A 20,143-nucleotide genomic window follows, 5' to 3' on the forward strand; every position below is an offset into this window, starting at 1 on the left:
GATTTTCTCATTTTAATTTGTACTATTTAGATTCTAGCACCAGTTAATAACTTTATGGGAATATAAATGTAAAAAAATAAATAAGTTCCAAGTGAGGTTATTAAAAGGAGTATAAGTTTTATGAGTAGTTTTTTTAAAAGTAGAAAAATATTGTCGACAATTTCAGCTGGAGTTTTCTTATCCTCAGTGATTTATATTAATGTATTAGCTACTACATTAACAACAGAAACTAATTTAGAAGTGAAAAGGTTTGATTTTAAAAATGAAAAATTCATTGCACCTATGAAGACGAACTTTTTAAGTTGGATCAACCAATGTATAATAAGCACTCATACTCCACATCATAATGGTTATGATATGGTATATAAGATTGGTGAAATCCAAGTTATCGAGGGTAAATTCCAATATGGTGATTTTAGAAAAGACTTAGAAAATGAAGGGGTTTCTATATATGAATATTCCCTTGATAATAGTAATGCAACTTGGAAAAAGCTTGGAAGGTCCATTACTGATTCTGATGGACGAATTAAATATGATATTCCAAGTAATATGATGCTAAGTGCAGGATTACATTTGATTAAATTATATGTTGAAGGCGATGGTACAGAAACAAATATGTACATACAGGTTTTAGATTCTAAAAAGAAATATGTGGTTTTTGATTTAGATGGAACACTTACTACTAGTGACTTTGAGAATATTGCCCAATATGCAAGTGAGTTTTTTAATGCTAACTACATAGCTAAAATGTATACTAATGCTAATAATGTAGTAGATTATTATGCTAGCAAAGGATATGGTATTCTTTATTTATCAGCACGACCTTATTGGTTATCAGAGGAAAGCCAAAGTTGGTGTATTAATAAAAATATGCCTATGGGATTGCTTCATGTTAGCGCTGGTAGTGAAATATTAACTGGACAGCCTGCTGCAATTTTTAAAACAGAGTATTTGAATCAATTAAAAGCTAAGGGTATCGAATTCTGTTATGGATATGGAAATACTTCTACAGATGTTCAAGCCTATGAAAATGTAGGGGTTGATAAAAAGAATATATTTACAATTGGGGAAGAAGCAGGGGTTGCGGCTTCAACACCTATAGATACTTACACTAATCATTTAGCTAGATTATCTTTAAGATAAATAGAACATTAGCGTGCCTTTAAGCACGCTTTTTGTATAGAGTTTTAAACTTATTTTCCTATCAAAGGAATATATTTTTAAAGGAATTAATATATTCCACTAGAAGTATTTATAGTATAATATTCAATAGTATATTATTCAGAATAACTAAAAGTATTAATATAAATATTATAGATTTCTCAGTTGAAACCTTTATATAATCCAGAGAAAAAAGTTTATATATAAAATACATAGTGAAGTTAAATGAGAAAGAGGATAGTGTCATGAAAAAATCAAAATTTGTAGTATCATTAGCAGTATTATTAAGTAGTTTTACTACAACAGCTTTTGCTAAAAAAACTAGTGGTGGAAAATCGTCTAGTAGTAAATCTAGTTCTTCAAAATCGAGCAGTAGTAAAAATAAATCTACTAGTAAGGATTCTAAAAGTTCAACTAAGGATAGTAGCGCAACAACAAATAAAGATACAAGTAATTCTAATACTTCAAAAACCACTGATAGTACTATAAAGGATACTAAGTCAACAACCTCAAATGGTACAAGTAGTAATAAGTCAACTACAAATACAGGTAATAACAGATCAAATACAGTGATAAATAATTACGTTACAGTTAAAAAGACTTATAAGTATGAGAAGAATTATATATATTCAACGCCAAGCGGAAGGACATTCCAAAGCAGCTTTTGGGATAATTATTGGATGTATAGAGCTCTTACTCACCATAATACTGTGGTCGTTGTTGATGGAGATACAGAGAGGACTATCAATTATGGCTATAGTGGAATATGGAAGGATATTCTATCATTGGCCTTCATTATAGCTATAATAGTTGTGTTGTTTAAGTTTATTAAAAAGAAAAAACGGGCTTTAAAAAGGTTTTAACAGCAGAGATAATAAATTTTCTAAGGAAACACTTACTTTATGTAGGTGTTTTATTTTTGGGAATGCTAGTTAACGAGAGTACGTGAAATTTTATGTATCTTATACCTAGCGTCTGTTTAAAACAAGAACTAGGAAAACTATAAAAGCATAAGGCTAGGATGATAAATTATACAATATTTGTTTTTGAAATATAAAATGAAAAGAAGAAATTATAGGTGATAAAATGCAAATTCCAATTTTCAAAACTATGAAAAAAGTACCAGGTGGGTTAATGGTAATTCCTTTGTTTATTGGAATTGCTATCAATACGTGTTTTCCTTATGTATTGGATATAGGTGGGTTTACCACGGAATTATTTAAAAAAGGTGCCCAACCATTAATTGGTTTGCTTTTATGTTGTATGGGTTCACAAATATGTATTAAAAGTTCAAAACTTTCAGTAGCAAAGGGAGGAGTTTATGTTATTAGTAAATTTGTGGTGGGTTTTATTATAGCTATAGCAGTGGGTAAGATATGGGGGAGAGAAGGTGTTTTTGGGATAACCCCTATGGTTTTGATGTCTGCATTTTCAAGTATTAATATAGGGTTATATGCATCACTTACTGATCAATTTGGAGATAAAGATGATGTTGCAGCAGGAGCATTAATAGCATTAACTGGAGGAGCATTCTTTACAATGGTAGCTCTTGGAACAAGTGGGCTCGCAGATATCCCTATATTGTCAATGATAGCTGTAATTGTTCCAGTTATAGTCGGGTTTATTCTCGGAAATCTGGATAATGATATGAGAAAATTTCTAGGTTCTGGACAAAATCTATTGATTCCATTCTATGCTTTTTCATTAGGTGCTAATATGAAATTCAGTGATATAATAAAAGCGGGTTTTTCAGGCGTAGTGATAAGTATTGCTGTAGTTATAATTACAGGTTTTATAGGCTATTTCTTAAGTGGTATTTTCGGACCCAAAAAAGCTGTTGGAGCTAGTATAGGAAATACTGCAGGAAATCAACTAGCTACTCCTCTTGCAATAGTGGCTGCTGATTCAACTTTAGAACCTTATTTAGTTCTTGCTACTGCTCAAATAGGGACAGCAATAATAATAACATCGATATTATGTCCTCTATTGGTTAGATATTTAGATAAGAATAATAGAAAAATTGAAAAGGTTTTTTAAGTGAAACTTAAATTATAAAAAATAGTCTTAGGAAACTAAGGCTTTTTCTTATAAGTGAGATGCATTATAAAAAAATATTGATTAATTTTGTAATGTCTTAATTTGAATATTATTATATCAATTTTACAATAATTATAAAAAATTTCCTATTGCGCTAGGGGTTTTATAAAAATACAAGAAATAATAGATAAAATGTAGGAAAATTATTGAAATAACATCTTAGGAACATATTTATAACTATGTAAAAATATTATAAAATATAAAAGAAATTATTATTAATATCAGGTCAACCATGGAGGATATAGTGTGAAATACGTTTTGAAGAGGGTTATAGAAAAGCCATTTATATATTGTGAAAATAACTTAATTATCAATGTTAATAATGAGTTTGTTAAATTGACTGGATATTCAAAAGAGGAACTTATTGGAAAATCATTAATTGAATTAAGTGATTTATTGAAAATTTATTCGAAAATTTGTTTTGAAAATATAAAAAATGAATATTATATATTCACAAAGGAATATTTAGCAAGAGAAGTTATCATATCCTGCATTAATTCAAAAGACGAGAATGAAAAAATATATTATTTTAAAGAGATACGGAATTCTAGGATTGAAAAAAGACTGCCATATATATTACAATTCACAAATGATAATGTAGCTGGAGTAGCAATTTTCTCAATGCCAGAAGGCATTCTTTTAAGAGCAAATGAAAAATACATTAAATTTTGGTGTGATAAAAAAACAGAATATGAAAATATATTAGGGAAACCATTAGAAAAAATACTTTCTGGTTTCAATGGAAGTAATTTGGAGAAGGTAATTAAGGAGATTTTTAGAACTGGAAAGTCTTTTTACTCAGCTGGTGGCAATAATGAATACTTGAAAAAAGATGATTCCTGCTACGATATATCATTACTCCCTGTAAGGATTTCGGGGAAAGATAAGTACTTAGTTCATACTACTTGTGATATAACTGAAAATGTTTTACATAGTGAGCTTATAGAGGAACAAGAAGAAGAACTTAAGGCTATTATAGAAAATATGTCGGATGGTCTACATATTATTGATAAAGACTATAATTTATCTTTAATAAATAGTAGTGCAAAGAACTCTTTTTATAAACATGGCTCTATCAAAACTTTGGAAGATGTTCTAGAACATACAAAATATTTTGATTCAGATGGTATCCCATTAACTCTTGACAATTTTCCAGAAGTTAATGTGTTAATGGGGGAAAGATTAAAAGAATATAGGATTACATCAAATAGACCAGATGGAGTATTTCACTTTAATGTTAGTGGAAGCCCTGTATATGATAAAAATGGTAATGTAGTAAAGGCGATTATGTGTACTCGTGATGTGACAGAGAGAGTTAAAAAAGATGAATTAATTAGAATGAATAAAGAACAATTAGAATCAATCATAGAAAATATGTCTGATGCTCTTGTTCTTTTTGACAAGGATGGGAATATAACTAAAGTTAACAAGTCTGCAAGAAAATCTGTTTTTAGATTTGCAGAGGGTAAGAAAATGAATGACCATTTCAATCATGCTAAAATATATGACATGAATTTTAAGGAAATCCTAAAGGAAAATTCAGCTATCTCAAGGATATTGAAAGGTGAGAAATTGTCAAGGTATCAAACCATTGTACAAGTTGGAGATAATTTAACTTATACTGAGGCTAATGGTAATCCAATATATGATAAGAAAAGTAATTTTGTTGGTGGGGTACTAGTAGTATATGATATCACTGATAGGATAAAAAGTGAACAAACGTTACTGTTAAAGACTCAATATAATTTGTTAAGTAGAATTATTGAAGATTTAGATGTTGGATTCGCGAGATTTTCTTATCCAGATTTTAGAATAATAGATTTTAATCAAAAGTATTTTAATCAGTTAAAACTTATTAATCCCAAGTTAGATTCCCCAGCATCTATGAAAGGCAAAGATCCTTTTGGCATTTTTATTTTTGATGAAAAATCAGAAGTGTTGCAAAATATCCAAAACTTGATAGAAAAACGTGGCGATTCTTATGTGACTAATAGGAAATTTATTATGGATGGAGAAGAACGGTTTTTTAGAATTATTAGACAGCCTTTATTTGGACTAAATAATCAAGTAATTGAAGTAATTCAAATAGCTATAGATATTACAGAAGAAGTCACTGCTAAAAATAAGATGGAAGAAACCCTTAGAATGCAAGAAGAGATTTTTTCGAATATATCTCATGAACTCAAAACTCCTCTTAATGTGATTTTTAGTACAAACCAATTAATGGAGCTATATTTTAAAAATAATTGCATTGAGGGAAATAAGGAGAAAGTTTCAAAAAGTATTAATATTATTAAGCAGAATTGCTATAGATTTACGAAACTTATTAATAATATAGTAGATGTTTCAAAAATAGATTCAGGCTTTTTTGAATTAAATTTATCTAATGAAAATATCGTTAATATAACTGAAGATATTGTTCAATCAATATCAGAATATATAGAAGGAAAAGGCTTAAGCATTATCTTTGATACAAATGTTGAGGAAAAAACTATTGCATGTGACCCTGATAAAATTGAAAGAATTATTTTAAATCTTGTCTCAAATGCTATTAAGTTTTCCAATCCTGAAGGACAGATACTTGTAAATGTCTTTGACAAAGGGGAATTTGTAGAGATTATTGTAGAAGATACTGGAATAGGGATTGAGAGTAAACACCTAAATAATATTTTTGAAAGATTTCATCAAGTTGATAAATCACTTTCAAGAAATGCTGAGGGAAGCGGTATAGGATTATCATTGGTAAAGTCAATTGTTGAAATGCACGGTGGAAGTATCAGTGTTAAAAGTCAAGTGAATAAAGGGAGTACTTTTAAGGTCGTACTTCCAGGAGTAATAGTAGAAGAGACAAAAAAATTAGAAAAAAGTACTGGTATGAACAATAAAATTGAGATGATAAATATAGAGTTTTCTGATATTTATTTAAGATAACCCGTTGTGCTAGTTAAATACGCTGGCAATACTTACAAATAGAAAAACTCCAGCATATTTGCTAACCTATCATTAAAAAAACACCACTAATCTAATGATAGGAGGCTAACCTATATGCCAGAGTTTAATAAAGATTCTACCATAACAATAAATGACTTAAAAGATTTTATTGTTGTCACTTATGTTATAATTGATGACTTTTACCAAAAAGTAACTCCAACATTTATTAAAAATCGTCGTAACATCGCTAAATCAGTAATGACTGATAGCGAAATAATTACGATTTCTTTAGTAGGTGAACTCTTAACCATTGACTCTGAAAAAGCATGGTTTGGATTTTGCTCTAAAAAACCTACGAGACTTATTTCCCAACTTTTTGTAGTAGGCCGAGGTTTCATAGAGTTAGAAAGTCATTATTTCGAGTCATTGATGAAATTCGTAAAGAGTTAACGAAATTTCTTAACTATCAATATGACCGAATAAGAATTGCAGATAGTATGCCAATTCCTGTGTGTAAGTTTGGGAGAGCTCATTTCCATAAAGCTTTTAAGCCGGAGGCTGCCTACGGGCGATGCGCTTCGAAAAAAGAAACATATTATGGATTCAAATTACATGCTTTAGTAGCCCTCGATGGCTATATCACAGATTTTACTGTAACAGCAGCAAATATTGATGACAGAGATGTCGTCTGGGAACTCACAGCTAATTCAGAGATTGATATACTAATAGGTGATAAAGGATATATAGGTCAAAAAGTTGCTTCGCAATTAAAAGAAACAAGGTACATTCGTCTTTTAACAATAAATCGTAACAATAGTAAAACTAAACTTTTAAAACCTTTTAGGCAGTTGATATTCAAGGCTCGTCGTAGAGTAGAAACTACTTTTTCTCAGCTCTCCGAGCAATTAAATATGCAGAGGGTTCTTACAAAATCAACTTGGGGATTTGCCACAAGAATATCAAATAAAATATTAGCTCATAATCTTTGCTATTTTATAAATAAATTTTTTAATATAGGTATAGAAATATCAAAGATTAAAGAATTAGTATTCGGATAATAATTTCCAAAAACAGTATATGAGACAATAGGATAGGACTGCCTAAAATCATGGTATAAATATCCTTTTAATGAAAACTTATCTGCTAGCACAACAGGTTAAGATAGAGAAAATATATTGAGAATAGTACTAATTTTATTAGTACTATTTTTTCATATAGGTAATCCCATAAAAGGAAAATAGCATCTGATGTCGTAACATATCTTTATAAAGGTTAAAAAGGAGGAATAAGCAAATTGTGTAATAGTAATATTGTAAAAATTAGTGAGTTAAAAAAAGGAGATGTTTTATTATTTTCCCATACTGATGAATGGCATTCAAAATTGATTTCGTTACTGACAAATTCACCTATAAGTCATGCGTCAATGTCTTATTATAATTGTACAGAAATAGTTGAGGAAGTGCCGCCATGTGCATCTGTTAATTCTTTAATAGAAAGTGCTAAGGGACGCCAAGTCACTGTTATGAGATTTGATAGAAACGATTTGGACATGGTCCCAGTTTTAAAGATTGCAGAAAAATATTACAATAATAAAGAACCTTATGTTCCAAAAGATTCATTGTACATGATGATTGTATATATATTAATCACAAAAATTCCGCTTCCAGTGATTCTTCAAAAACTATTAATACCTATAATTAGGTGTGTAGTTGCTAGTATTATCAAGTATATTGATGAGAAGAATTTTGAAGGTAAACATCCTATGATTTGTTCTCAATTTGTCTATAGATGTTATGAAGAAGCTGGTGATGAATATAAACTTATCATAGATGGTTTTGGAAAAGAAGAAACCATATTATCACAAGTTCAAGAGTATATTAATAAGAATACATCGAGTCTAGAAAATAAATTGGCAACTAATATTAATGCTATTGATGTTAAAGAAGAAGATTTGTTAATAGAAGAGGAAGTTATTCTTAAAAAAATATATGAAGCATTAGAGAAACAAGTGGATTCTAATTCAATTGGTTTGACGCAAGAATTAGATGAAGAGTTTGTGGTTGCAATTCATGAATTTTGTGCTGTTATGCTACATTTACATAATCCTAAGAGCAATGAAATATTGTTAAATAAAACAGAGAAGGCATTAAACTCAGTAGCTATTGATTCAATAATGGATGTGGAAGAATATTTTGTGTTTCCATGTGATTTTCTTAACAAATGTACAAATTTAATTAATATTGGTATCCTAGAGAATCAATAGAAATAATATTTTAGTATTATGATAGTTAGTTCTAGTAGAGTACATATGAAAATTTAAACGTATTAAAGACTAAGTAGTCATTTTTCTACTTAGTCTCAATTTTTTATTATAGTAAAAATACTGCCACGATCGATCAGTTTTCCAGATGAAAGATAATAAGGCTCTACCTTATGCTTAGTTAAAAATTTCTTTACTGTTTCTCCATATTTATAATTATCTAGAGATCCATAAAACGCCAAAATATTATCATCAATTTTTCCACAAGTACCTCCGATAAAACCATAATCTAGTCCTTTTAATATTATATCTCCTGGTGGTACAAGAAGGACATCTAGGCCTTCTTTGGTAAGTTCGTTAAATATTTTTTTATCACTAGTTATTAAAGCTTCATCATTTACAACTGCCACAGAACATTTAGTGTAACCTTGCTTAATATTTATTAAGGTTTTTTTCTTAATTTCTTGTAAAAGTATAGGATCTGTATAAGTTATGTTATGAATGAAATGTTTTTTTAAATTTAACCCATTAAGATGGATATTATGAGGATAGTGCTCTTCTAAAGGATTTTTGCTATAAGAAACTGAGATTCCATAATTCATTAAGTCTTCAATAAAACTCTTTTCTATATCTTTATGTACTATAATGCGATTATTGTCGATAATATGTAGCTGGATGTCAACGTGTCCATCTATAGCATTATACAACTTTTCGTATCTTGGACATAAAATAATATTATCACTAAATAATTTTAAGTTTAAATACTCTTCCATAGAAATTCTATAATCTACAATAAAAATTTTAGTCAAAGGTAAGCCTCCGTAAAAAAAAGTGTATGTATGATTTAATAACTATAATATGATTTAACAACTATAAATTGTAATTAAAGATATTGATGAGGTTATCACTAATGTTTAAAGTAATAAATTTGATAGTTAAGTTGAAAAATAGGTTTGAATATTTATGCATAAAGATCCTTATGCTGAGATTTTTATTTATATCATAATTAGACTTAAAGTCTTTTATCAAATTTATTACTTTTCATCATTTAAGATTCTAATAAGTTTTTCTTTTAATAAATCAGTTTGGGCTTAAATGTTTCTTATTCCCTAATATTAATTCCTATACAATAAATATTGACAGTTTTCATATATAGTATAAAGCTTTAGTTCCATTATTGTCGATAATTATATAATTATTTCTCGTATATATGCTTAAATTTAAACGCATACTAGAACTGACTTAAAATAGTTTTAGCTTTACTATACCTTTCCATAAAGGAGGGATAAAGATTAATGATACTAAAGACTATTATATATGATGTTAAGAAATTTGATATATCTAAAGAAATCACAAATATCAAAAATTCATTAAAAGAAGATTCTATAGTAATTGGAATATCTGAGAGTAAAATAAGTAACAACCATATGATTAAGATTTTTTCAAATGATGAATGTGTCGATGATAGAGTTGTGCGAATAATTAATTCTTACTTATCAGAAATATTATATAAAAAAATTGTCAATATTTATTGTGAAAACGGACTTGAAGATTATATAAATGAAAGTTACTTTTTTCTTACCTTTGATGAAATTAATGAAGTCAAACATCGATCAGTTGAAGCGATGGATTGCAGAAGTAAAGTTGTTGATGAAGATTCTATTTTCTTTTTAAATATTAAAAATACTATACTGGGAAAAATATTTCAATGTGTAATCGAGACTCCTGAACTTAATATTGATGGATTTACAACTTTTAGGTGCAAAGAACTATCAAAAAAATTTACTCCTATAGTCGACAAGGTAATAGGGGCATTTTTGGTAGAAAAAGAATATAACGAGTTTATAAAGTTATTAAAATATTTTGTTGAAATCCAAGAAAGTAAAATTGATGTATTAAATATTATTATAAAGGACAATGGTGAGTACCTTCTTTTAGATAAAGAAGGAAATAGCTTAATGCAAGAAATATTTAAGGATATTTATAGCAATGATATTTCTGGAATAGTAAATATGGAGGATATAATCATAAGTAGTTTGATTACTAATGCTCCTGGTAAGATTATCCTCCATAATTCAAGTAATTGTAAAAATAAAGAATTCATAGATACTATAAAAAAAGTTTTTGATAATAGAGTGGAAGTTTGTATGGGTTGTGATTTTTGCATAGAAAAACTTCCATCAAAACCAGAAAATATACCTATTGAATTATTATGAATTGAGTTGACAGAATATAACCAGAAAGAATATAATATATATAAAATTAATAAATTGACTGTGATAAGGAAAAGTAAGTATATTACTGTATTAAAGAGAAAGAAATCCATTGGCTGAAAGGTTTCTGAGTATAAGTGATACTGAAAACCACCTTGGAGTTGAGTACGAATTATACTAAGTACGTCCGCATAAGAGCGTTATCTTATAAATGAGTGAGTAATAGGAGACTATTGCTAATTTGGGTGGAATCGCGATGTCCTCGTCCCATGTTTGGGGCGAGTTTTTTATTTTTTGATTTTAGATTTTGATAGGAGAGGATGTAAATGTTAAAGGTTTCTTTGAAAGATGGAAGTATCGTTGAAGTAGAAGAAGGAAAAAAAATAATTGAAGTTGCAAAGCAATTAAGTTCAAGCTTAGCTAAAGCTGCTTTAGCTGGAAGAATTGATGGAGAAGTTAAAGATCTTATGACTGAGATCAATAAAGATTGTTCCCTTGAGATATTAACTTTTGATGATGAGGAAGGAAGAAGCACATTAAGACATACAGCTTCACATATTCTTGCACAAGCTGTGAAAAGATTATATCCAAATGTAAAACTTGCTATAGGGCCTTCTATAGAGAATGGTTTTTATTATGATTTTGATGCGGATTTTCCTATAACTCCAGAACTTCTTGAAAAAATAGAAAAAGAAATGAATAAAATCATAAAAGAAAACCTAAAGTTAGAAAAATTTGAGCTTCCAAGAGAAGAAGCTATAAAGTATATGGAAGAAAAGCAAGAACTATACAAGGTGAAACTTATTGAAGATCTTCCACTTGATGCAGTAATTTCTTTCTATACTCAAGGAGAATTTACTGATCTATGTGCTGGTCCTCACGTAATAGGAACAGGTATGGTTAAAGCTGTTAAGCTTACATCAGTTGCAGGAGCTTATTGGAGAGGTGATGTTAACAATAAGAGTCTTCAAAGAATATATGGTACAGCTTTTACTAAGAAACAAGATTTAGATGATTATTTAAATATGCTTGAAGAAGCTAAAAAAAGAGATCATAGAAAACTTGGAAAAGAACTAGAATTATTTACTTTACTTGAGGAAGGTCCAGGATTTCCATTCTTCCTTCCAAAGGGAATGATAGTAAGGAATTCTTTAGAGGATTACTGGAGAGTAATTCATAAGAAAGCTGGATATCAAGAAATTAAAACTCCAATTATCTTAAGTGAAGAGTTATGGCATCAATCTGGACATTGGGATCATTATAAAGAAAATATGTATTTTACATCAATAGATGAAAAGCCTTTTGCTGTAAAACCTATGAACTGCCCAGGATCAATTTTAGCATACAAAAATGCATTACATTCATATAGAGAACTTCCTTTAAGATTAGCAGAACTAGGACTTGTTCATAGACATGAATTATCAGGTGCTCTTCATGGTTTAATGAGAGTAAGATGCTTTACTCAAGATGATGCTCATATATTTATGACTAAGGATCAAATAACTGATGAATTATTGGATCTTATAAAATTAATTGATGATTTCTATAAGAATTTTGGTTTTGAATATTTTGTTGAACTTTCTACAAGACCAGAAAACTCAATGGGAAGTGATGAAGATTGGGAATTAGCTACAAATGGTTTAAGAACAGCTTTAGATAAGGCAGGACTTTCATATAAAATAAATGAAGGTGATGGAGCGTTCTATGGACCTAAAATAGACTTCCACTTAAGAGATAGTATCGGAAGAACATGGCAATGTGGAACAATACAATTAGACTTCCAATTACCAGAAAGATTTGATATAGATTATATCGGACCTGATGGAGAAAAACATAGACCTGTAATGGTACATAGAGTTGTTTTTGGAAGTATCGAAAGATTTATTGGTATACTAATAGAACATTTTGCTGGAGCTTTCCCAGCTTGGCTTGCACCAGTTCAGGTTAAGGTAATGAATATAACTGATTCAAGTAAAGGTTACGTAGAAGAAATTGCAAGGGTTCTAGAAGAAAAAGGAATCAGGGTTGAAAGTGATTTAAGAAATGAAAAGATAGGATATAAGATAAGAGAAGCTCAACTTCAAAAGATTCCATATATGATCGTTATTGGTGAAAAAGAAATGAACGAGAAAACTATAGCTGTAAGAAGTAGAAAAGATGGAGATATAGGAACTATGTCCATTGAAGAATTCAGCAATAAATTATTAGAAGAGATAAAATCAAAAGCAATCTAGAAAAAAGTATTTGACAAACTATATTTATAGTACTATAATAATACTTGTGTTAAGAAGAAACATGCCGTTTCTCACCTTACAAGGAGGCTTAGTAAGGTATAAAAATCAAAATGCACAAATTTTATGCGAAATTTTTGATGATTTAGAACGGCAGTGATGTCGTTCTTTTTTAATGCATAAAAGGTTTTAATCACGGAGGTGGCTATTATAAAAAATAATAAGTATATTGCAAATGAGCAAATCAAAGCCAAAGAGTTAAGAGTTATGACTGATGATGGTGAACAACTTGGAATAATAAGCTTTAATGAAGCTTTAGAAAAAGCTGAAGAAAAGGAATTAGACTTAGTGTTGATTGCTCCTACAGCAAATCCACCGGTTGCTAAGATTATGAATTTGAATAAATTCATATATGAGCAATCAAAAAAAGAAAAATTAGCTAAAAAGAATCAGAAAGTCATAGAGATCAAAGAGATTAGACTTAGTGCTACTATAGAAGATCATGACATTGAAATTAAGGCCAATAGAGCATCAAAGTTTCTTGCTGATGGAGACAAAGTAAAAGTTACAGTGAGATTCAGAGGAAGAGAAGCGGATTATGCTTTCAAAGGCAATGATGTATTAGATATCTTTGTTTCTAAAATAGATTCTGAAGTATATATAGTAGAAAAGAAAGCAAAATTGGAAGGAAGGAACATGACAATGGTTCTTGCTCCTAAGAAAGCTTAATCGAGAGGAGGATTTTTATTATGCCAAAAATGAAAACTCATAGAGGTGCAGCTAAAAGATTTAAGAAAACAGGTACAGGAAAACTTAAGAGAGCTAAAGCTTTCAAGAGCCATATATTAACTAAAAAGAGCTCAAAAAGAAAGAGAAACTTAAGAAAAGCTGGATATGTTTCAGTAGCTCAAGAAAAAGCAATGAAAAAATTATTACCATACCTATAATATATGGTTGTTGAAGGAGGTACAATAAATGGCTAGAGTTAAGAGAGCAATGAATTCTCGTAAAAAACATAAAAAAGTATTAAAACTTGCTAAAGGATACTATGGTGCTAAGAGCAAGTTATTTAGAACTGCTAATGAAACAGTTATCAGAGCATTAAGAAATGCTTATGTTGGTAGAAGATTAAAGAAGAGAGATTTCAGAAAATTATGGATTGCTAGAATAAATGCAGCAGCAAGAATGAACGGTCTTTCTTATTCAAGATTTATGAATGGATTAAAAGTTGCTGGTATCGATATGAACAGAAAAATGTTATCAGAAATCGCTATCCACGATCCAAAAGCATTCACAGAATTAGTAGCAGTTGCTAAAGCTAACATAAAATAATATAATATTGATATAATAAAGATTGTAGCTATTTTTTTAGGCTACAATCTTTTGTTCATATTCTGAAAAACTAAATAAAGGGGATGATATAGAGTGGACTTACTTAAACGTAAAAAAGTAGTTATGACTCCTGTTCAAATACTATCTTTAGGTTTTGCATTAACAATATTAACAGGAGCTGTAATACTGACATTACCTATATCAAGTGTAAACGGCACAGCTACAAATTTTATAGATAGTTTATTTACAGCAACTTCTGCTGTATGTGTTACAGGACTTACTACCTTAGATACTGCTAGTCATTGGAGTTATTTCGGAAAAACTATAATTATGTTTCTTATTGAAACGGGTGGATTAGGATTTATGTCTTTTACTACCTTATATGCTTTGATTATAGGCAGAAGAATATCTATGAGAGAACGAATGATAATGAAGGAAGCTTTAAACGCGGAAAGCATGGCTGGGATTGTTAGGCTAGTTAAATACGTAATAATCTTTACGGTTTCTGTTCAGATCATTGGAGCACTACTTTTAATGACACAGTTCATACCGGACTATGGTGTGGGTGAAGGTATTTATTTTGGAATTTTTCATTCTGTTTCTGCTTTTTGCAATGCTGGATTTGATTTAACTGGAGCGAGTTTAATCCCTTATAACAATAATCCCGTTGTTATATTAACTATAAGTGCACTTATAATAATAGGGGGACTTGGTTTTGCAATTTGGATGGAAATATATAACTTTAAGACTATGAAAAAATTATCACTACATGCGAAATTTGCAATTGCTGTAACCTTAATACTTTTAATCCTTGGTATGATTATGATGTACATATTTGATTTTGCAATAAATCAAGCTTATAAGGATATGAGTTTACCTACAAAAATTTTAAATGCTTTTTTTGCATCTGTAACACCGAGAACTGCAGGATTTTTCTCAGTACCAACTGTTACTATGTCTCATGCTGCCATAGCAATAACTATTATATTAATGTTTATCGGAGGATCACCTGGTTCTACTGCTGGTGGTTTAAAAACTACAACCATAGGACTTTTGGTGATGACTGTTATTTCTATGCTTAGAGGTAGAGAAGACACGGAAATATTTAAAAAGAGAATAAATAAGATGCAGGTGTATAAAGCCTTTACTATATTATTTATAGCCTTTGGAGTGATATTTATAGGTACCTTATTACTTTCTATAGCAGAGGGGGAAAAAGTGGTAGGCGGTATAACTATGAATCTTGAACATTATTTATATGAAATTGTATCAGCTTATGGAACTGTAGGATTGACTCTTAATTTAACACCAACACTTACAGCGCCAGGAAAGATTATAGTAATGTTTGCTATGTATATAGGAAGAGTAGGGATACTAACGTTTATTTTTTCTATGCTTAGAAGAAATAAAAAAGATGACTATGGATTAAAGTATCCTGAAGACAAAATTGTAATTGGATAGAGGTGGAATTTATGGGTAAAAAACAATTTGTTGTAGTTGGGCTTGGAATATTTGGTTTTTCTGTTGCTACGAATTTATATGAATTAGGGCATGAAGTGTTAGCAATAGATAAAGATGAAGAAATTGTGCATTTGATTCAGGATCAAGTTACACAGTCAGTAATCTGTGATACACAGGATGAAGAAAATTTAAAAGCTCTTGGGGTTAGAAATTTTGATGTAGCAGTTGTGGCTATAGGTAGTAATATTCAATCTAGTATTATGACTACATTACTTTTAAAAGAAATGGGAGTTAAATATATAGTAGCTAAGGCAAATGATGATACTCATGCTAGGGTTTTGAAAAAGATTGGAGCAGATAAAGTCATTTCACCAGAAAAGGATATGGGGAAACGTGTGGCACATAATCTTATATCATCAAATGTATTAGACTATGTGGAATTATCTGCAGATTATAGCATAGTAGAAATTGCAGCTCGAAAAAGTTGGATAGGCAAGACTTTAGCCCAATTAAATCTTAGAGCTCAATACGGGATTAATGTAATGGCGATAAAAAAGGGAACAGACCTTAATATAACTCCTTCGCCTAATGAAGTAATAGAAGCTGAGGATATTTTCGTTGCTATTGGAAGTAATGAAGTGACAGAGGTAGATTTTTTAAAAGAGTAATACGAGGAATTGAATTATGGAAAAAATACTAAGCAAAGATAACAATTTGATTAAGGAAACAAGAAAGCTTAAGGAGAAAAAATATAGAATTGAAAAAGGGCTATTCTTAGTTGAAGGATTTAGATTTGTAGAAGAAGCTGTAAAATCTTCTTTTATAATAAAAAGTATATTCATTGATGAGAAGGCTTTAGAAAAATTAAGTGATTATAATATAGAAACCGAGAGAATACACGCTAATATATATATTATTCCATCACAAATCTTTAAGACAATTTCTACAACAGAAACTCCTCAAGGAATTATAGCAGTGGTAGAAAATAAAGAATTTGCTGTGAAGAATGAAAAAGGTTTTTATATATACGCAGATAAGGTTCAAGACCCTGGAAATATGGGTACAATTATTAGGACTGCCCATGCTAGTGGTGCTTTAGGAGTAATTTATAGTCAGGGTACAGTAGATATATATAATGAAAAAACTTTAAGGTCTACCATGGGTTCTATATTTAGGATTCCAGTAATTTTAGATAAAGATATGAATAAGCTTAAAGAATTGAAAGCCCAAGGTTTTAAACTAATTGTAAGTTCTTTAGATACGAACAAAAACTTTTTTGATGTAGATTTATCTCAAATGTCTATTATCGCAGTAGGCAACGAAGGTAATGGTGTCTCAGATGAATTATATAATTTATCTGATGAGAAGGTGAAAATACCTATGCCAGGCGGTGCAGAATCATTAAATGTTGCTGTAGCAGCATCAATCATGGCTTTTGAAGCAGTGAGACAAACTTTTAAATAGAATGAAAAAAAGCTTAAACACGATATATGTTGCATATAGTGTTTAAGCTTTAATTTTAACTAATTACATCTTTCTTTTAACTTTTGATCCATAAGTTCTTTAGCAGCTTTTGGATTAGCTTTTCCACCAGATAATTTCATTACTTGGCCCATTAAGAAACCAGCAACTTTAGTATTTCCGCTAGCGTAGCTTTCAACGGAATCTGTGTTTGAATCAAGAACTTCTATTATTATTTTTTCAAGAGCTGAATTATCACTGATTTGAGAAAGTCCCTTTGCTTCTACTATTTCATTTGGTGATTTATTAGTAGTAAACATTTCTTCAAAAACTTCTTTAGCAACAGTATTGCTTATTTTTCCACCTTCTATTAATTTTATTAAGTCTACAAGTCCTTGTGGAGCTACAGGTATAGAAGATATACCTTCTTCGTCATCTACACCTTTAAGTAATCTTAATAAGTCACCTAATACCCAATTTGCAGTGGTTTTTGGATTTGCTCCAAGATTAACTGTTTCTTCATAGAAAGAAGATAGATTCTTATCATCAATGATAATAGCAATTTCTTTTTCCGTAATTCCATAATCTTTAAGGAATCTAGCTTTTTTAGCACTTGGCATTTCTGGTAGAGTACTTTCAATAGCAGATATTTCTTCTTCCTTTATTATTATAGGAGCAAGATCAGGTTCAGGGAAGTATCTGTAATCGTGAGCATCTTCTTTGCTTCTCATAGGAATAGTCTTACCTTTACCAGCATCCCATCTTCTTGTTTCTTGCTTTATTTTATACTCTTCGTGATATGTATAAAGCTCTAGTTGACGTTTTTGTTCTTTTTCTAATGCCTTTTGGAGTTCTTTAAAGGAGTTGATGTTTTTAAGCTCAACTTTTGTATTAAGAACATTAGAACCTACTTCTCTTATTGAGATGTTGGCGTCACATCTTATAGAACCTTGTTCCATTCTACAGTCGGAAACCTCAGCATATTGAAGTATTGATCTAACTGTTCTAAGGAATTCTACAGCTTCTTCTGGAGAACGCATATCTGGTTCACTAACCATTTCTATTAGAGGTACTCCAACACGGTTGTAGTCGATGAAAGAAACGCCGTTAACATCATCGTGCACAAGCTTTCCTGCGTCCTCTTCGATGTGGATTCTATTTAAGTTAACTTTTTTCTCCGTACCGTTTACGTTTATTATTACATGACCTCCAGAACATATAGGTATATCAAATTGGGAAGTTTGATAGTTCTTTGATAGGTCAGGGTAGAAATAGTTTTTTCTATCCATTTTGTTTAATTTATTTATAGTACAATTTAATGCAGTACCAGCTTTAATTGCTAAATTAACAACTTCTTCATTAACAACAGGTAATGTTCCAGGTATACCTAAACATATTGGGCAAGTATTCGTATTAGGAGCAGTACCAAATTCTGTAGAACAAGAACAGAAAATCTTAGTGTTAGTTTTAAGTTCTGCATGTATTTCAAGACCTATGACAGTTTCAAAAGCCATAATATATTTCTCCTTCCTATAATCCTTTTGCAGTTGTTTCGATTTTTAATTCTTGCTCAAGGGCATAAGCAGCCTTGAAAATAGTTTCTTCTGCAAAATGTGCTCCAATCAACTGAATACCTATTGGAAGACCAGATTTGCTCATAGCACAAGGTAATGACATTGCTGGAAGACCTGCAAGGTTTAGGTTAATTGTATATATATCTTCAAGATACATTTTTAATGGGTCACCACTATTTTCACCTATTTTAAAGGCTGGGGTAGGGGTAACAGGGCTGATAATCAAATCATATTTCTTAAAGGTTTCGATAAACTCATCCTTAATTTTCTTTTTAAGTTTGTGTGCTCTGTTATAATAAGCATCATAATATCCAGAGGATAGGGCATAAGTTCCAAGCATAATTCTTCTTTTAACTTCTCTTCCGAAGGCTTCAGTTCTAGATTTAAGCATTAATTCATCCACATCCGCAAATTCATTTGGTCTGTAACCATATCTTACTCCGTCAAATCTAGCAAGGTTTGAGCTTGCTTCAGCAGAAGAAATAATATAATAAGCAGAAAGACCTTCTGAAGTTATGGGAAGAGAGATTTCTTCAACTATTGCTCCAAGAGATTTTAATTTATCTATAGCATTATTAATAGCTTCATTGATTTCAGGGTCTAAGCCACTTTGGAAAAATTCCTTAGGTACGCCGACTTTCATTCCAGCTACGCCATCTTTTAAAGTGCTGAAATAATCTTTTTTCACGTAATCTTTATATGTTGTACTATCTAAATCGTCATCTCCTTCAATTACTTCAAGAGCTAAAACGGAATCGCTAACAGTTTTTGAAAGAGGTCCTATTTGATCAAGAGATGATCCAAAAGCTATTAATCCAAATCTTGATACAAGACCATAAGTTGGTTTTAATCCTACAACACCACAGAAAGCAGCTGGTTGTCTTATAGATCCACCAGTATCAGAACCTAAAGATATAGGTGCTATACCTGCAGCTACTGCAGCTGCTGAACCACCTGACGATCCGCCAGGAACTCTAGTTAAATCCCATGGATTGCAAGTGTTTTTGAAAGCAGAATTTTCTGTTGAGGATCCCATAGCGAACTCATCCATGTTTAATTTACCGATGATTATGGCATCTTCTTTTAAAAGTTTATTTATAACAGTTGCATTGTATGGAGGCACAAAATCTTCAAGCATTTTTGAAGCACAAGTAGTTTTTATGCCGTCAGTACATATATTATCCTTTATTGCAATTGGAACTCCAGCAAGTTTTCCTAGTGGCTCACCAGTTTTAACTTTTTCATCAATTTCTTCAGCTCTTTTTAAAGCAGCTTCTTCACAAATGGTAATATAAGCATTAACCTTTGGTTCGACAGCCTTTATTCTATCAAATAATAGGGTAACTATTTCTTTAGCTGTAAAAAGCTTGTCGATTATACCTCTTCTTATTTCTTCTGCACTCATAGTTTCTATATTCATGT

16 protein-coding genes, 1 pseudogene and 1 other annotated feature are annotated in these 20,143 nt (G+C 30.4%); of the genes and pseudogenes, 14 read left to right on the plus strand and 3 right to left on the minus strand.

All coding sequences use genetic code 11. The annotated features are described in order from the left end of the window. Positions 1-120: 120 nt before the first annotated feature. From CLOCEL_RS10025 to CLOCEL_RS10050, 6 genes and pseudogenes are all read left to right on the plus strand, one after another. Entirely contained in the window at positions 121-1,143 is a 1,023-nt protein-coding gene (locus CLOCEL_RS10025) for an LNS2 domain-containing protein (protein WP_010077041.1), read from the plus strand. A 263-nt stretch (positions 1,144-1,406) separates the two neighbouring features. Beyond that, complete coding sequence (locus CLOCEL_RS10030) at positions 1,407-2,024, plus strand: hypothetical protein (protein ID WP_010077040.1); 618 nt, start codon at positions 1,407-1,409, stop codon at positions 2,022-2,024. Positions 2,025-2,271: 247 nt separating this feature from the next. Then, positions 2,272-3,198 carry a 2-keto-3-deoxygluconate permease gene (locus CLOCEL_RS10035; protein WP_242655244.1) on the plus strand — a complete coding sequence of 309 codons (927 nt, stop codon included), beginning with the start codon at positions 2,272-2,274 and terminating at the stop codon, positions 3,196-3,198. 306 nt (positions 3,199-3,504) lie between these two features. After that, the gene (locus tag CLOCEL_RS10040) at positions 3,505-6,189 is read left to right on the plus strand and encodes a PAS domain-containing sensor histidine kinase (RefSeq protein ID WP_010077038.1); all 2,685 of its coding nucleotides are present in this window, start codon (positions 3,505-3,507) and stop codon (positions 6,187-6,189) included. Positions 6,190-6,303: 114 nt separating this feature from the next. After that, positions 6,304-7,247 (plus strand): annotated as a pseudogene (locus CLOCEL_RS10045) (IS982 family transposase). Between the two features lie 236 nt (positions 7,248-7,483). Then, positions 7,484-8,452 carry a hypothetical protein gene (locus tag CLOCEL_RS10050; protein WP_010077037.1) on the plus strand — a complete coding sequence of 323 codons (969 nt, stop codon included), beginning with the start codon at positions 7,484-7,486 and terminating at the stop codon, positions 8,450-8,452. A 95-nt stretch (positions 8,453-8,547) separates the two neighbouring features. Here CLOCEL_RS10050 and CLOCEL_RS10055 read toward each other — a convergent pair whose 3' ends face one another. Continuing rightward, positions 8,548-9,258 (minus strand): DUF6873 family GME fold protein, encoded by a 711-nt coding sequence (locus CLOCEL_RS10055; RefSeq protein WP_010077036.1) that lies wholly within the window; start codon positions 9,256-9,258, stop codon positions 8,548-8,550. A gap of 486 nt (positions 9,259-9,744) precedes the next feature. On the opposite strand from CLOCEL_RS10055, the gene ytxC reads away from it, so the two are divergent. From ytxC to CLOCEL_RS10095, 8 genes are all read left to right on the plus strand, one after another. Continuing rightward, complete coding sequence (ytxC, locus tag CLOCEL_RS10060) at positions 9,745-10,665, plus strand: putative sporulation protein YtxC (protein WP_010077035.1); 921 nt, start codon at positions 9,745-9,747, stop codon at positions 10,663-10,665. Positions 10,666-10,716: 51 nt separating this feature from the next. After that, positions 10,717-10,935: a binding site (T-box leader), on the plus strand. A 53-nt stretch (positions 10,936-10,988) separates the two neighbouring features. Then, positions 10,989-12,896, plus strand: a complete 1,908-nt coding sequence (gene thrS / locus CLOCEL_RS10065; RefSeq protein ID WP_010077034.1) for a threonine--tRNA ligase — start codon at positions 10,989-10,991, stop codon at positions 12,894-12,896. Positions 12,897-13,094: 198 nt separating this feature from the next. Beyond that, positions 13,095-13,622 carry a translation initiation factor IF-3 gene (gene infC, locus CLOCEL_RS10070; RefSeq protein ID WP_010077033.1) on the plus strand — a complete coding sequence of 176 codons (528 nt, stop codon included), beginning with the start codon at positions 13,095-13,097 and terminating at the stop codon, positions 13,620-13,622. Between the two features lie 20 nt (positions 13,623-13,642). Beyond that, positions 13,643-13,840, plus strand: a complete 198-nt coding sequence (gene rpmI / locus CLOCEL_RS10075; protein ID WP_010077032.1) for a 50S ribosomal protein L35 — start codon at positions 13,643-13,645, stop codon at positions 13,838-13,840. A gap of 28 nt (positions 13,841-13,868) precedes the next feature. Further along, the gene (gene rplT, locus CLOCEL_RS10080) at positions 13,869-14,225 is read left to right on the plus strand and encodes a 50S ribosomal protein L20 (RefSeq protein WP_010077031.1); all 357 of its coding nucleotides are present in this window, start codon (positions 13,869-13,871) and stop codon (positions 14,223-14,225) included. 93 nt (positions 14,226-14,318) lie between these two features. Further along, positions 14,319-15,686, plus strand: coding sequence for a TrkH family potassium uptake protein (locus CLOCEL_RS10085; protein ID WP_010077030.1), 1,368 nt, complete (start codon positions 14,319-14,321; stop codon positions 15,684-15,686). 11 nt (positions 15,687-15,697) lie between these two features. Beyond that, complete coding sequence (locus CLOCEL_RS10090) at positions 15,698-16,354, plus strand: potassium channel family protein (protein WP_010077029.1); 657 nt, start codon at positions 15,698-15,700, stop codon at positions 16,352-16,354. A gap of 16 nt (positions 16,355-16,370) precedes the next feature. Next, positions 16,371-17,150: a TrmH family RNA methyltransferase gene (locus tag CLOCEL_RS10095; protein ID WP_010077028.1), complete on the plus strand. Its 780-nt coding sequence runs from the start codon at positions 16,371-16,373 to the stop codon at positions 17,148-17,150. Positions 17,151-17,209: 59 nt separating this feature from the next. Here the strand turns inward: CLOCEL_RS10095 and gatB are convergent, their stop codons facing one another. Beyond that, on the minus strand, positions 17,210-18,661 hold the full coding sequence (gene gatB, locus CLOCEL_RS10100) for an Asp-tRNA(Asn)/Glu-tRNA(Gln) amidotransferase subunit GatB (protein WP_010077027.1): 1,452 nt from the start codon (positions 18,659-18,661) through the stop codon (positions 17,210-17,212). A gap of 16 nt (positions 18,662-18,677) precedes the next feature. After that, the gene (gatA, locus tag CLOCEL_RS10105) at positions 18,678-20,141 is read right to left on the minus strand and encodes an Asp-tRNA(Asn)/Glu-tRNA(Gln) amidotransferase subunit GatA (protein ID WP_010077026.1); all 1,464 of its coding nucleotides are present in this window, start codon (positions 20,139-20,141) and stop codon (positions 18,678-18,680) included. Positions 20,142-20,143 lie beyond the last annotated feature (2 nt).

It is taken from the genome of Clostridium cellulovorans 743B (genome assembly GCF_000145275.1).
GTDB lineage: Bacteria > Bacillota > Clostridia > Clostridiales > Clostridiaceae > Clostridium_K > Clostridium_K cellulovorans.